This window comes from Pseudomonas sp. P7758 (assembly GCF_013386485.1).
Classification (GTDB): Bacteria; Pseudomonadota; Gammaproteobacteria; order Pseudomonadales; family Pseudomonadaceae; genus Aquipseudomonas.
Window position 1 is genome coordinate 1 of the sequence record NZ_JACARS010000024.1, and the last position, 14311, is coordinate 14311.

The following is a 14311-nucleotide window of genomic DNA, read 5'->3' on the forward strand; positions in this document are numbered from 1 at the left end:
TGCCCAACCCGCCCAGTGATGCTTTCCGATGCTTGAACAGTACGTCAAAAAGATCCTCACCTCGCGCGTTTACGACGTTGCCGTAGAAACCCCGCTGCAGACCGCCCGCCAGCTCTCCGAGCGGCTGGGCAACAAGGTCTGGCTCAAGCGCGAAGACTTGCAGCCGGTGTTCTCGTTCAAGATTCGCGGTGCCTACAACAAGCTGACCCAACTGAGCGCCGAAGAACGTGCGCGCGGCGTAGTCACCGCTTCGGCGGGCAACCATGCCCAGGGCCTGGCCCTGGCGGCCAAGGTGCTGGGGGTCAAGGCCACCATCGTGATGCCCAAGACCACCCCCGAGATCAAGGTCGAAGGCGTGCGTTCCCGTGGCGGCAAAGTGGTGCTGCATGGGGATTCTTTCCCGGAAGCCCTGGCGTATTCGCTGAAGCTGGTCGACGAAAAAGGCTACGTCTACATTCACCCCTACGATGATCCGCACACCATTGCCGGGCAGGGCACCGTGGCGATGGAGATCCTGCGCCAGCACCCGGGGCCGCTGGACGCGATTTTCGTCCCGGTGGGCGGCGGCGGCCTGATTGCCGGTATCGCGGCCTACGTGAAATACCTGCGGCCCGAAATCAAGATCATCGGCGTCGAGCCGGACGACTCCAACTGCCTGCAAGCCGCCATGGCGGCGGGCGAGCGCGTGGTATTGCCGACCGTGGGCATCTTCGCCGACGGCGTGGCGGTGGCGCAGATCGGCCAGCACACCTTCGACATCTGCAAGGATTACGTGGATGAAGTGATTACCGTCAGCACCGATGAAATCTGCGCGGCGATCAAGGACATCTACGACGACACCCGCTCCATCACAGAACCCGCCGGCGCCCTGGGCGTGGCGGGTATCAAGAAATACGTCGAGACCCGTGGCATCACTGGGCAAACCCTGGTGGCCATCGATTCCGGGGCCAACGTCAACTTCGACCGCCTGCGCCATGTGGCCGAGCGCGCCGAGCTGGGGGAAGGCCGCGAAGCCATCATTGCCGTGACCATCCCTGAGAAACCGGGCAGCTTCAAGGCCTTCTGCGAGGCCGTGGGCAAGCGCCAGATCACCGAATTCAACTACCGCTACCACTCAGGCCGCGAGGCGCACATTTTTGTCGGCGTGCAGACCCACCCGGAAAACGACCCGCGCAGCGCGCTGATCGCCAGCCTCACCAGCCAGGGTTTCCCGGTGCTGGACCTGACGGAAAACGAACTGGCCAAGCTGCACATCCGCCATATGGTCGGCGGCCATGCGGCGCACGTCAGCGACGAGGTGGTGTTCCGCTTCGAATTCCCGGAACGTCCGGGGGCACTGTTCAACTTCCTTAACAAATTGGGCGGGCGCTGGAACATCTCGATGTTCCACTATCGCAACCACGGCGCCGCCGATGGGCGCGTGGTGGCGGGCCTGCAAGTACCGGCGGACGAGCGTCACCTGGTGCCGGCGGCGCTGGAGGCCATTGGCTACCCGTACTGGGATGAAAGTGATAACCCGGCCTACCAGCTGTTCCTCGGTTGAGCGACTACGCTGACTGGGCGGCCTTCAAGGAATCGAGAACATGGAAACGCTGACCACCCTTAAAGTTATCCACATCGCGGCCACGGTGTTGCTGCTGCTCAGCGGCCTCGCCCTGGCAGTGCTGGCCTGGCGCAAACGCAGCGCGGGGCCGGCCTATACCGTGCAGCGGCCGTGGGTGTTTGTGTGGTTGTTGATGGGCATTTGCGTGGTGAGCATGCCGTTCACCGGCTGGTGGCTGGCGCACCTGATCGGCTGGCCGCTGGGGCAAACCTGGATCCTGGGTTCCAGCGTGATCTACACCTTGGCGGCGCTGAGCTGGTTCTGGCTGGTGGTGCGGCTTAATCGGCTGCGGCGGGGCGGGGCGGGGAGTTTGAACTTCACCGTGGCGCTGGCGGTGGTGAGCCTGGTGGGGTTTGTGGCGATTGCCGGGTTGATGGGGGCCAAGCCGGTTTAAGGCTTGAGACCGAGTTGCCTCCATTCGCGAGCAAGCCCGCTCCCACATTTGACTGCATTCCAAAGGTGGAACTCGATCAAATGTGGGAGCGGGCTTGCTCGCGAAAGCTTTATCAGCCGCGCAGGCTAATCACCGGCCAACCACGCTTCTCAGCCTCAGCCCGCAGATTCGGATCCGGATCCACTGCCACTGCATGCGTCACCTGCTCCAGCAGCGGCAGGTCATTCATCGAATCGCTATAGAAGTAACTGTCGTCCAGGCTAAACCCGGTCTCTTCCAGCCAGCGATTCAAGCGCGTCACCTTGCCCTCGCGAAAGCACGGGATATCCGTACTGCGCCCGGTGTAACGGCCATCCTGCATCTCGCATTCCGTCGCAATCAGGGTTTCAACCCCCAGTCGCTCGGCAATCGGCGCGGTCACAAAACGGTTGGTCGCGGTGATGATCACCAGCTTGTCGCCCGCCGCCCGGTGCTTGGCCAGCAACTCAACCGCCTTGGGCAACATGATCGGCTCGATGCAGTCGCGCATGTAGTCGCGATGCCATTCATCCAGCTGGGCCATCTCGGTGCGGCCGAGGATTTCCAGGCAGAAGTTCAGGTACTCGGCGTTATCCAGCTTGCCGGCCAGGTAGTCCTGGTAGAACTCGTCGTTGCGGGCCTTGTAGGCCACCGCGTCGAGAATCCCGCGTTCACAGAGGTAATCGCCCCAGGCGTGATCGCTGTCACCCCCCAAAAGCGTGTTGTCCAAGTCGAATAAAGCCAGGCGCATTGCAGTTACTCGCTGAAAAGTCTGTAAAAAGGCGTCCAGAATACGGTCTTTTCACAAGAGTGCACATAAGGTAAGCAGCCTCGTTGCCGCTGTATCAATCTTTGTGGAACAATGCGGTGACATGCGTTTGCGAGGTTGTTGCCGTGATCGACCCCGATGGTTTCCGTCCTAATGTCGGGATTATTCTTACGAATGATGCCGGACAGGTGCTATGGGCTCGCCGTATCAACCAAGATGCCTGGCAGTTTCCTCAAGGCGGAATCAACCCCGACGAAACCCCTGAAGACGCCTTGTACCGTGAGTTGAACGAAGAAGTAGGCCTTGAACGTGAAGATGTGCAAATTCTGGCCTGCACCCGAGGCTGGTTGCGCTATCGTTTGCCGCAACGTCTGGTGCGTACCCACAGCCAACCGCTGTGCATCGGCCAGAAACAGAAATGGTTTCTCCTGCGCCTGATCTCCAACGAGCAGCGGGTGCGGATGGATTTGACCGGTAAACCGGAGTTCGATGGCTGGCGCTGGGTCAGTTATTGGTATCCGTTGGGCCAGGTGGTGACATTCAAGCGCGAGGTTTATCGTCGCGCTCTTAAAGAGCTTGCCCCGCGCCTTTTAGCGCGCGACTGACGACGGAGTTCGACCCCGAGCCATGCTCAATACGCTGCGCAAGATCGTCCAGGAAGTTAACTCCGCCAAGGATCTCAAGGCGGCGTTGGGGATTATTGTGTTGCGCGTCAAGGAAGCCATGGGCAGCCAGGTCTGCTCGGTTTACCTGCTGGATCCCGAGACCAACCGTTTTGTCCTGATGGCCACCGAGGGCTTGAACAAGCGCTCCATCGGCAAGGTCAGCATGGCGCCCAATGAAGGTCTGGTGGGCCTGGTGGGGACGCGTGAAGAACCCCTGAACCTCGAAAACGCGGCCGATCACCCGCGTTATCGCTACTTTGCCGAAACCGGTGAAGAGCGCTACGCCTCGTTCCTCGGTGCGCCGATCATTCACCACCGCCGCGTTGTCGGCGTGTTGGTCATCCAGCAGAAAGAACGCCGCCAGTTCGACGAAGGTGAAGAAGCCTTCCTCGTGACCATGAGCGCGCAGCTCGCCGGGGTTATCGCCCACGCCGAGGCCACCGGTTCGATTCGCGGCCTTGGGCGCCAGGGCAAGGGCATCCAGGAAGCCAAGTTCGTCGGCGTGCCGGGTTCGCCGGGTGCTGCTGTCGGTACCGCCGTGGTCATGCTGCCGCCCGCCGACCTGGACGTGGTGCCGGACAAGACCGTCACCGACATCGACGCTGAAATCATCCTGTTCAAGACCGCCCTCGAAGGCGTGCGCAATGACATGCGCACCCTCTCGACCAAGCTGGCCACCCAGCTGCGGCCTGAAGAGCGGGCGTTGTTCGACGTGTACCTGATGATGCTCGACGACGCGTCCCTGGGCAGCGAAGTCAAGGACGTGATCAAGACCGGCCAGTGGGCCCAGGGCGCGCTGCGCCAGGTGGTCACCGATCACGTCAACCGTTTTGAATTGATGGACGACGCCTACCTGCGCGAGCGCGCCTCGGACGTGAAGGACCTCGGTCGCCGTCTGCTGGCCTACCTGCAGGAAGAGCGCTCGACCACGTTGGTGTACCCCGACAACACCATCCTGATCAGTGAAGAGCTGACCGCCACCATGCTCGGCGAAGTGCCGGAAGGCAAACTGGTGGGCCTGGTCTCGGTACTGGGTTCGGGCAACTCCCACGTCGCGATCCTGGCTCGGGCCATGGGCATTCCGACGGTGATGGGCCTGGTGGACCTGCCGTATTCCAAGGTCGACGGCATCGAAATGATCGTCGACGGCTACCACGGCGAGGTCTACACCAACCCCAGCGAAGTGCTGCGCAAGCAATACGCCGAAGTGGTGGAAGAAGAACGCCAGCTGTCCCAGGGCCTCGACGCCCTGCGGGAACTGCCGTGCGTGACCCTCGACGGCCACCGCGTACCGCTGCTGGTCAACACCGGCCTGCTGGCGGACGTGGCACGTGCACAACAGCGCGGCGCCGAAGGGGTGGGCCTGTACCGCACCGAAGTGCCGTTCATGATCAACCAGCGTTTTCCGAGTGAGAAGGAGCAGCTGGCGATTTATCGCGAGCAACTGTCCGCCTTCCATCCGTTACCGGTGACCATGCGCAGCCTGGACATTGGCGGCGACAAGTCACTGTCGTATTTCCCCATCAAGGAAGACAACCCCTTCCTTGGTTGGCGCGGTATTCGCGTTACCCTCGACCATCCTGAAATCTTCCTCGTCCAGACCCGCGCGATGCTCAAGGCCAGCGAAGGCCTGAACAACCTGCGCATCCTGCTTCCGATGATCTCCGGCACCCACGAGCTGGAAGAAGCCCTGCACCTGATCCACCGGGCGTGGGGCGAAGTGCGCGACGAAGGCGCCGACGTGCCGATGCCGCCGATTGGCGTGATGATCGAGATTCCGGCGGCGGTGTACCAGGCTAAAGAGCTGGCGCGGCAGGTGGACTTCCTGTCGGTGGGCTCCAACGACCTGACCCAGTACCTGCTGGCCGTGGACCGCAACAACCCGCGGGTGGCCGACCTCTACGACTACCTGCACCCGGCGGTGCTGCAAGCCTTGCAGAACGTGGTGCGCGACGCCCATGCCGAAGGCAAGCAGGTGAGTATCTGCGGCGAGATGGCCGGTGACCCGGCGGCGGCTGTGCTGTTGATGGCGATGGGCTTTGACAGCCTGTCGATGAACGCCACCAACTTGCCGAAGGTGAAATGGATGCTGCGCCAGATCAACCTGAGCCGGGCCAAGGAGCTGCTGGCGGAGTTGATGACTATCGACAACCCGCAAGTTATCCACAGCTCGCTGCAATTGGCGCTGAAGAACCTTGGGTTGGCGCGGATGATCAACCCGGCGTCTGCAAAGAGCCTCTAACCGGATTTCAGAGCCTGTCCCCAATCGAAATGTGGGAGCGGGCTTGCTCGCGAAAGCGGTGCATCAGTCAGCTTATGTATTGGCTGACACGCCGCCTTCGCGAGCAAGCCCGCTCCCACATTTGATTTGCATGAGGTTCAGATTTTGAGTTCAACTTCACCCAACTGTCCGCCATACGGCCCAAAACTGCGCTCCACGATATGCCGCGTCCCGTCGGCATTCACAATCAACGCCGTACTCGCCCGCGTCCCGTAACTGGGACTGGCAATAAACACACTCGACAGCAAACTCTCCGTCGCCAAGCCCACGCCGGTGTCCGGCAAGTCAGCAAACGGCGCGGTCTGCGGGTCGCTCAAAATCCCCAGCAAGGCTTCAGGCTGCGGATCGTCCAGCACTTCTGTCAGCGCCGCCTTGGCCTTCAACAACTTCGGCCACGGCGTATCCAGCCCTGCATTGGATAACCCATAAACCCCCGCCACCAATGGTGTCGGCGCAGATTCCTTGGCGTTGTAATGCCAAAGCTCGTCCCGCGTCCCGACCAGCAGGTTAAACCCGGCATATTCAATCGATCTGCCATTAACGTCGGCCAAATAGTCGTCAATCGACAGCGAACCGCTGAGAAAGCGCGCCACCAACTCACCCCGCGACTTGCGCGCCGGCGGCTGGTGCGGGTCACGGATATTGGTCAGCGCCGCAAAGCGCCCGTCTGCGCCAACTCCCAGCCAGGTCCCGCCCGCTTCCTGGTCCCTGCCCGCGTAAACATGGGGCGCATCCAGCCACTGGGCCAACGGCAAACTGGGCCGGGCATAAAATTCATCACGGTTGGCCGCGACGATCAGCGGCTGGGCGTGGCCCGGCCGCCAGGCGAAAACAATCAGGCACATAAGGCGATCCCTTTGTGTTTTGCCCACTCTACCCATAGAACCCTGTGCTTTGCATCCGTTAACATGCCGGTCTGTTTTCGGGGGCTCCCATGGAATTTCTGCTGTATTTGCTGCTGGGATCCTGCGCGGGCATGCTCGCCGGGCTGTTCGGCGTGGGCGGCGGCATCATTATTGTGCCGGTGCTGGTGTTCAGCTTCACCTTGCAGGGCTTCGATCCCGCGGTGCTGACCCACCTCGCTGTCGGCACGTCCCTGGCGTCTATTATCTTCACGTCGGTGAATGCGGTGCGTGAGCATCATCGGCGCGGCGCCGTGCGCTGGCCGATCTTCGTATGGATGGCCGTGGGTATCCTGCTGGGCGCGGGCGTTGGCGCGCTGACCGCCGAGGCGATCTCCGGGCCGCATCTACAGAAGATCATCGGTGTGTTCGCCCTGGTGATCGCCGTGCAGATGACTCTGGAGCTCAAGCCCAAGGCCAGCCGCCAGGTGCCGGGCAAGCTTGGCCTGACCCTGGCGGGTGGCGTGATCGGCTGGTCGTCGGCAATTTTCGGCACCGGCGGCGGTTCGTTGACCGTGCCGTTCCTGACCTGGCGCAGCGTGCCGATGCAGCAGGCAGTGGCCACTTCGTCGGCCTGCGGCTTGCCGATCGCCCTGGCCAGTGCGTTAAGTTTCATGATTCTGGGCTGGCATGATCCGCTGCTGCCCGATCATAGTCTCGGCTTTGTGTACTTGCCGGCGCTGCTGGGCATCGCCCTGACCAGCATGGTGGCGGCCCGTTTCGGTGCGCGCCTGGCGCACCGGTTGTCGCCGCGCTTGCTCAAGCGGCTGTTCGCCGGGCTGCTGTTTTGCGTAGGGCTGAATTTTTTGCTGTAACGCAGGCTTAATCGCGCACCGGCATGGTCCGATGCGCCATGACTATTGATTTAACGAGGAGTCGCAATGCTGCCTTACCCGCAGATCAACCCGGTGGCCGTGGCCATCGGTCCGCTGCAAATCCATTGGTACGGGTTGATGTACCTGATCGGCATCGGCGGTGCCTGGCTGCTGGCTTCCCGGCGCCTGAACCGTTTCGACCCGACCTGGACCAAGGAGAAGCTCTCCGACATGGTGTTCTGGATGTCGATGGGGGTCATCGTCGGCGGACGCCTGGGTTATGTGCTGTTCTACGACCTGCCAGCCTACATCGCCAACCCGACGCTGATCTTCGAGGTGTGGAAGGGCGGCATGGCGTTCCACGGCGGGTTTGTGGGGGTGATGATCGCCGCCTGGTGGTTTGGCCGGCGTAACGGTAAGTCGTTCTTCCAGCTGATGGACTTCGTCGCGCCGTTCGTGCCGATTGGCCTGGGTGCCGGGCGCATCGGTAACTTCATCAACGCCGAGCTGTGGGGCAAGCCGACTGACGTGCCGTGGGCCATGGTGTTCCCGCCGTTCAGCGACCCGGCGCAATTGCCGCGCCACCCCTCGCAGCTGTACCAGTTCGCCCTGGAAGGCGTGGCGCTGTTCCTGATCCTCTACATCTTCTCGCGCAAGCCACGCCCAACCATGGCCGTTTCGGGGATGTTCGCGTTGTTCTACGGGATCTTCCGCTTTATCGTCGAGTTCGTACGGGTGCCGGATGCGCAACTGGGCTACCTGGCGTGGGGCTGGGTGACCATGGGTCAGATTCTCAGCCTGCCGATGATCATCGCCGGCCTGGGCCTGCTGTGGTGGGCTTACAATCGCCCGCAAGGCATCAAGAACACCGCGCTTTAAATTCGAACGCCGGGGCCCGAGGGTCCCGGCTTCAACGATACAGGTATACACATGAAGCAATATCTCGAACTACTGAACGATGTCGTGACCAATGGCCTGACCAAGGGCGACCGCACCGGCACCGGCACCAAGGCCGTGTTTGCCCGTCAGTTTCGGCATAGCTTGGCCGACGGCTTCCCGCTGCTGACCACCAAGAAGCTTCACTTCAAAAGCATCGCCAACGAATTGATCTGGATGTTGAGTGGCAACACCAACATCAAGTGGCTGAACGAAAACGGCGTGCGTATCTGGGACGAATGGGCCACCGAAGACGGCGACCTGGGCCCGGTGTACGGCGAGCAGTGGACCGCCTGGCCCACCAAGGACGGCGGCAAGATCAACCAGATCGACTACATGGTCGAGACGCTGAAGACCAACCCCAACAGCCGCCGCATACTGTTTCACGGCTGGAACGTCGAGTACCTGCCGGACGAGACCAAGAGCCCGCAGCAGAACGCCCGGGACGGCAAGCAAGCGCTGCCACCTTGCCACCTGCTGTACCAGGCTTTTGTGCATGACGGTCATCTGTCGATGCAGTTGTACATCCGCAGCTCAGATGTATTCCTCGGCCTGCCGTACAACACCGCTGCCCTGGCGTTGCTCACCCATATGCTGGCCCAGCAGTGCGACCTGATCCCTCACGAGATCATCGTCACCACGGGCGACACCCATGCCTACAGCAACCATATGGAACAGATCCAGACCCAGCTGGCGCGCACGCCGAAGAAGCTGCCGGAACTGGTGATCAAGCGCAAACCCGCGTCGATCTACGATTACAAATTCGAAGATTTTGAAATCGTGGGCTATGACGCTGATCCAAGCATCAAGGCCGATGTAGCGATCTAAAAGCGATCTCGGTCCAAATGTGGGAGCGGGCTTGCTCGCGAATACGGTGTATCAGAAACACATTCAGTGGCTGACACTCCGCTTTCGCGAGCAAGCCCGCTCCCACATTTTTTTGTGTACACATTCAATGCCCGTGGCTTCTGCCCACATGTGAGGGCTCAGCCTCGCTGGCCGCGACACTCCCGCTGACTTCCAACCGCTGCAAAATCCCGCACTGATCCAGATCCGGCCCGCCGCCACAGCGCTGGCGCAGGTCGAGCAACTGTTCCTGCAACGCCAGCAGCCCGTCGATCCGCGCCTTGACGTGGTGGATATGCTCGTCGATCAATGCGTTCACGCTTTCGCACTGGTCCTGAGGACTGTCACGCAGGCCCAGCAGGCTGCGAATTTCCTCAAGGGTCATGTCCAGGCTGCGGCAGTTGCGGATAAACACCAGCCGTTCGGTGTGCGCCTGGGTGTACAGCCGGTAATTACCGTCACTGCGCGCAGGCGGCGGGAGCAGGCCTTCTTTCTCGTAATAACGGATGGTTTCCACCTGGCAATCCGTCAATTTTGCCAATTCGCCGATCTTCATCGCAGCAATCTCCTAAAGGATGCTTGACCCTATAGTGGCTACAGGGTCTTTACTTGGCAACAGGCACCTTTACGGACGCGACAGAATGAGCGATTCCCTCCACACCCCGCACAAGCACGACCATGATCATGACCACGCGCACGATCACGGCCCCAAGCTCAAACCTGTGCAGAAGCACGACCATGGCAGCCATGGCGATTCCTGCTGTTCCAGCAAGGCCGCGCCGGCGCTGGTGAAGCTGACCGAAGCCCCGACAGCGGGCTCGCGGCTGAGCACCTTCCGCATCGAAGCCATGGACTGCCCCACCGAGCAGACGCTGATCCAGAACAAACTGGGCAAGCTTGCGGGTGTGCAGCAGCTGGAATTCAACCTGATCAACCGCATTCTGGGCGTCACCCACGACCTGCCAACTACCGCGCCGATCATCGACGCCATCAAGTCCCTGGGCATGCAGGCGGACCCCATCGAAGAAGGCGTCGCCCCGGCTGAGCCGCCGGCGAAGAAGCACTGGTGGCCGCTGGCCGTGTCCGGCGTGGGCGCGCTGGGGGCTGAAGTGCTGCACTTCACCAACGCAGCCCCGACGTGGGTGATTGCCCTGGTCGCGCTGATCTCGATCTTCAGTGGCGGCCTCACCACCTACAAAAAGGGCTGGATCGCCCTGAAAAACCTCAACCTGAACATCAACGCCCTGATGAGCATCGCCGTCACCGGCGCGATCCTGATCGGCCAGTGGCCGGAAGCGGCGATGGTGATGTTCCTGTTCACCGTGGCCGAGTTGATCGAGGCCAAGTCCCTGGACCGCGCACGTAATGCCATCAGCGGCTTGATGCAGATGACGCCGGAACAGGCCACGGTCCGTCAGGCAGATGGCAGTTGGGTTGAAAAGGAGGTTAAAGTCATTGAACTGGGCGCTATCGTGCGGGTTCGTCCCGGCGAGCGCATTGGCCTGGACGGTGAAGTCACCTCCGGCCAGTCCACCATCGACCAGGCGCCGATTACCGGTGAAAGCCTGCCGATCGAAAAGACCGTGGGCGACAAAGTCTTCGCCGGCACCATCAACCAGGTCGGCTCCCTGGAATACAAAGTCACTGCAGCCGCCAACAACTCCACCCTGGCGCGGATTATCCACGCCGTGGAACAGGCCCAGGGCGCCCGTGCGCCAACCCAGCGTTTTGTCGACACCTTCGCCAAGGTCTACACCCCGGCGGTGTTCATCTTTGCCCTGGGTGTGGCGTTGATTCCGCCGCTGTTCATGGGCGGCGTATGGTTTGAATGGGTCTACCGCGCGCTGGTGCTGCTGGTGGTCGCGTGCCCATGTGCACTGGTGATTTCCACCCCGGTGACCATCGTCAGCGGCCTGGCCGCCGCGGCGCGCAAAGGCATCCTGATCAAGGGCGGTGTGTACCTGGAGGGTGGCTACAAACTCGACTACCTGGCCCTCGACAAGACCGGCACCATTACCCACGGCAAACCGGTGCAAACCGATTACCTGGCGCTGTTCCCGAACATGGAAGACAGCGCGCCGGCCCTGGCCGCCAGTCTGGCCGGGCGTTCGGATCACCCGGTGTCCCTGGCCATCGCCAACGCGGCTGTGGATAAGAATCTCGCCGTTCACACGGTGGATAACTTCGAGGCCCTGACCGGTCGCGGTGTGAAGGGTGAAATCAATGGCGAGGTCTACTACCTGGGCAACCACCGTCTGGTGGAAGAGCTGAACCTGTGCTCGCCGGCCCTGGAGAAGAAGCTCTTCGCCCTGGAAAAACAAGGCAAGTCCGTGGTCCTGCTGCTGGACAAGTCCGGCCCGCTGGCGCTGTTCGCCGTGGCCGACACCGTGAAGGACACCAGCCGCGAAGCCATCCAGCAGTTGCATGACCTGGGCATCAAGACCCTGATGCTGACCGGCGACAACACCCACACGGCCAAGGCGATCGCCGATCAGGTGGGTATCGACCAGGCCCAGGGCGACTTGTTGCCCACCGACAAACTGCAAGCCATCGAAGCGCTCTACGCCAAGGGCCACCGGGTCGGCATGGTCGGCGACGGCATCAACGACGCCCCGGCGCTGGCCCGTTCCGAGATCGGGTTTGCCATGGCTGCTGCGGGTACCGATACCGCCATCGAGACCGCCGACGTGGCCCTGATGGACGACGACCTGCGCAAGATTCCGGCATTCATTCGGCTGTCGCGGCAAACGTCGAGTATCCTCAAGCAGAACATCGCCCTGGCCCTGGTGATCAAGGCGATCTTCCTCGCGGTGACCTTCCTTGGGATGGCCACCATGTGGATGGCGGTGTTCGCCGACATGGGCGTGAGCCTGCTGGTGGTATTCAATGGTCTGCGCCTGCTGCGCAAATAGTCGATGAGAGGGTGGTGTGCTGAGTGCCGAGCTGAAGGCGTTTTACATGGTCGCCCGCCTGGGAAGTATTACCCAGGCGGCGAAAAAGCTCGGGCTCAGCCAGCCCACGGTGACCACCCAGATTCGTCACCTGGAAAGCCAGTACTCGGTGGAATTGTTCTACCGTGGCGGGCGCCGCCTGACCGTCAGCGACGAAGGCGCGCGGCTGTTGCCGATGGTCAAGGCGCTGTTGCAGCAGGAAGCGGACATCGAGTTTTTCCTGCGCAACAGTGGCCAGGTACAAGGGGCCTTGAGGATTGCCGCGACGGCACCTTATTACATCCTCGACCTGGTCAAGACCTTCCGCGAGCGACTGCCGCAGGTCGAGGTTTCGGTGGAGATCGGCAACTCCCAGCAGGTGCTGGAAGCGCTGGATGACTACCGCGTCGACGTCGCCGCCTCGTCCCAATTGCTTGAAGACCCGCGCCTGATCCGGCGGGTACTGGGCATGGACCCGCTGGTGCTGGCGGTGCATCGCAATCATCCGCTGGCGGTACTTGAACATGTACCGCTGACCGCGCTGGCCGGGCATACCTTGCTGATGCGCGAGCCGGGGTCGACCACCCGTCGATTGACCGAAGAGATGTTGCAGGGCGCCGGCGTGAGTTACGGGCCGTTGCTGGAGATCGGCAGCCGGGAATCGATCCGTGAGGCGGTGTTGCGCAATATCGGCATCAGCATCATTGCCCGCCAGGAAGTGCCCCACGACCCGCAATTGCGGGTGCTGACCATCGAGAATGCGCCGCAGATTCCCGAGTATTTGTACTGCCTCAAAGAGCGAAAGGGCGCGCGGTTGCCGGCGGCTTTCCTGGGGTTGGCGCAGGAAATGTCCCCTCTCTGATCGTTCCCACGCTCTGCGTGGGAATGCCGGCCTGGACGCTCCGCGTCCGCTCTTAAGGTCGTGACGCGGAGCGTCACAGGATGTATTCCCACGCAGAGCGTAGGAACAATCTGTCGGCACAACCCAAATCCACCAATACCACTATCGCCACGTTTTGCCTTTCTGCCACAAGAGGGACGCATTGCCTGCCTAGGATGACCTTCATCAGTTTGATGAGGTGCCTCCATGAACACAGCCATGACTAATCCCGGCGCGCCAATGAAGGTGCGCGGTGTACAGAAACGCTTCGGCGCCTTCACCGCGCTGGATAACGTGTCCCTGGACGTCGCCGCTGGCGAACTGGTGTGCCTGCTGGGCCCGTCGGGCTGCGGCAAGACCACCTTGCTACGCTGCATCGCCGGCCTGGAGCGCCAGGACAGCGGCGAGTTGTACCTCGGCGACCGCGATGTTTCCCTACTGGCACCCCAGGCTCGGGACTACGGCATTCTGTTCCAGTCCTACGCGCTGTTTCCCAATCTCACCGTCGAAGCGAACATCGGCTACGGCCTCACCGGCAGTGGCCGCGATGAAGTGCGCAAGCGCGTCGGGCAGATGCTGGAACTCGTAGGCCTGGTGGGCAGCGAAAAGAAATACCCCGGCCAACTTTCCGGCGGCCAACAACAGCGTGTGGCACTGGCTCGCGCCCTGGCGCCGGCGCCGTCCTTGCTGCTGCTGGACGAACCCATGTCGGCCCTCGACGCCCGGGTGCGCGAGCATCTGTGCACCGAGCTGCGCCAATTGCAGCGCCGCTTGGGCATCACCACCCTGATGGTCACCCACAACCAGGACGAGGCCATGCTGATGGCCGACCGCATTGCCGTGATGAACAACGGCAAGGTCGAGCAGTACGCCACGCCCCAGGAAATCTACGACCGCCCGGCCACACCGTTCGTGGCCGAGTTTGTCGGCCAGGGCAACTGGCTGCCGTTCAGTCGCAACAGCGCCAGCCACGCTCAGGTTGGCGGCATGAATATGCGCCTGGCGGACAACGCAGGCGTCGCGAAATCGGGCCGTCTGTTCTGCCGCCCGGAAGCCATCAGCGTCAACCCGCCAGTGCATGAAGAAAACCTGTTCCCGGCCAAGGTCCGCGAGATCACTTTCCTCGGCAACCGCTGCCGCATGAGCTTCGAGCTGGACCAACTGCCCGGCCATCCGCTGCTGGCCGAATTGGCCCCGGAAGCCATGCCGCGCCTTGGCGCCCAGGACATCTGGGTCGCGCTGCCCCCGCGCAGCCTGCAGGTGTTTGCCTGA

The 14311-nt window shown here is 61.9% G+C and carries 13 protein-coding genes; 10 read left to right on the plus strand and 3 right to left on the minus strand.

Going from position 1 to position 14311, the window contains the following annotated elements; translation table 11 throughout:
* Nucleotides 1-28: 28 nt before the first annotated feature.
* Both ilvA and HX873_RS06355 read left to right on the plus strand, forming a co-directional pair.
* Complete coding sequence (gene ilvA / locus HX873_RS06350; protein WP_003213834.1) at nt 29-1543, plus strand: threonine ammonia-lyase, biosynthetic; 1515 nt, start codon at nt 29-31, stop codon at nt 1541-1543.
* Between the two features lie 40 nt (nt 1544-1583).
* Nucleotides 1584-1997: a DUF2269 family protein gene (locus HX873_RS06355; RefSeq protein ID WP_177122483.1), complete on the plus strand. Its 414-nt coding sequence runs from the start codon at nt 1584-1586 to the stop codon at nt 1995-1997.
* A 112-nt stretch (nt 1998-2109) separates the two neighbouring features.
* Here the strand turns inward: HX873_RS06355 and HX873_RS06360 are convergent, their stop codons facing one another.
* Nucleotides 2110-2766, minus strand: coding sequence for an HAD family phosphatase (locus HX873_RS06360; protein WP_177035311.1), 657 nt, complete (start codon nt 2764-2766; stop codon nt 2110-2112).
* 143 nt (nt 2767-2909) lie between these two features.
* On the opposite strand from HX873_RS06360, the gene HX873_RS06365 reads away from it, so the two are divergent.
* Nucleotides 2910-3389, plus strand: coding sequence for an RNA pyrophosphohydrolase (locus tag HX873_RS06365; RefSeq protein ID WP_003176750.1), 480 nt, complete (start codon nt 2910-2912; stop codon nt 3387-3389).
* A gap of 22 nt (nt 3390-3411) precedes the next feature.
* Complete coding sequence (gene ptsP / locus HX873_RS06370; protein WP_003213828.1) at nt 3412-5691, plus strand: phosphoenolpyruvate--protein phosphotransferase; 2280 nt, start codon at nt 3412-3414, stop codon at nt 5689-5691.
* A gap of 137 nt (nt 5692-5828) precedes the next feature.
* On the opposite strand, the gene HX873_RS06375 is transcribed toward ptsP, so the two are convergent.
* Nucleotides 5829-6575: an NRDE family protein gene (locus HX873_RS06375; RefSeq protein WP_003213826.1), complete on the minus strand. Its 747-nt coding sequence runs from the start codon at nt 6573-6575 to the stop codon at nt 5829-5831.
* Nucleotides 6576-6664: 89 nt separating this feature from the next.
* Here HX873_RS06375 and HX873_RS06380 point away from each other — a divergent pair, with 89 nt between their 5' ends.
* The 3 genes from HX873_RS06380 to HX873_RS06390 all read left to right on the plus strand — a co-directional run bounded on the left by HX873_RS06380 (nt 6665) and on the right by HX873_RS06390 (nt 9211).
* A complete protein-coding gene (locus HX873_RS06380; protein ID WP_003213825.1) occupies nt 6665-7447 on the plus strand; it encodes a sulfite exporter TauE/SafE family protein in 783 nt (260 codons plus the stop codon).
* 66 nt (nt 7448-7513) lie between these two features.
* Entirely contained in the window at nt 7514-8326 is an 813-nt protein-coding gene (gene lgt, locus HX873_RS06385) for a prolipoprotein diacylglyceryl transferase (RefSeq protein WP_003213823.1), read from the plus strand.
* A 51-nt stretch (nt 8327-8377) separates the two neighbouring features.
* Nucleotides 8378-9211, plus strand: a complete 834-nt coding sequence (locus HX873_RS06390) for a thymidylate synthase (RefSeq protein ID WP_003213821.1) — start codon at nt 8378-8380, stop codon at nt 9209-9211.
* Nucleotides 9212-9335: 124 nt separating this feature from the next.
* On the opposite strand, the gene cadR is transcribed toward HX873_RS06390, so the two are convergent.
* Complete coding sequence (gene cadR, locus HX873_RS06395) at nt 9336-9785, minus strand: Cd(II)/Pb(II)-responsive transcriptional regulator (protein ID WP_017476559.1); 450 nt, start codon at nt 9783-9785, stop codon at nt 9336-9338.
* An 85-nt stretch (nt 9786-9870) separates the two neighbouring features.
* Between cadR and HX873_RS06400 the strand changes: the two genes are divergently transcribed.
* The 3 genes from HX873_RS06400 to HX873_RS06410 all read left to right on the plus strand — a co-directional run bounded on the left by HX873_RS06400 (nt 9871) and on the right by HX873_RS06410 (nt 14311).
* Nucleotides 9871-12141: a heavy metal translocating P-type ATPase gene (locus HX873_RS06400; RefSeq protein WP_177122484.1), complete on the plus strand. Its 2271-nt coding sequence runs from the start codon at nt 9871-9873 to the stop codon at nt 12139-12141.
* Between the two features lie 16 nt (nt 12142-12157).
* Nucleotides 12158-13021, plus strand: a complete 864-nt coding sequence (locus HX873_RS06405; protein ID WP_008438952.1) for a LysR family transcriptional regulator — start codon at nt 12158-12160, stop codon at nt 13019-13021.
* Nucleotides 13022-13246: 225 nt separating this feature from the next.
* Nucleotides 13247-14311: a putative 2-aminoethylphosphonate ABC transporter ATP-binding protein gene (locus tag HX873_RS06410; RefSeq protein ID WP_023659299.1), complete on the plus strand. Its 1065-nt coding sequence runs from the start codon at nt 13247-13249 to the stop codon at nt 14309-14311.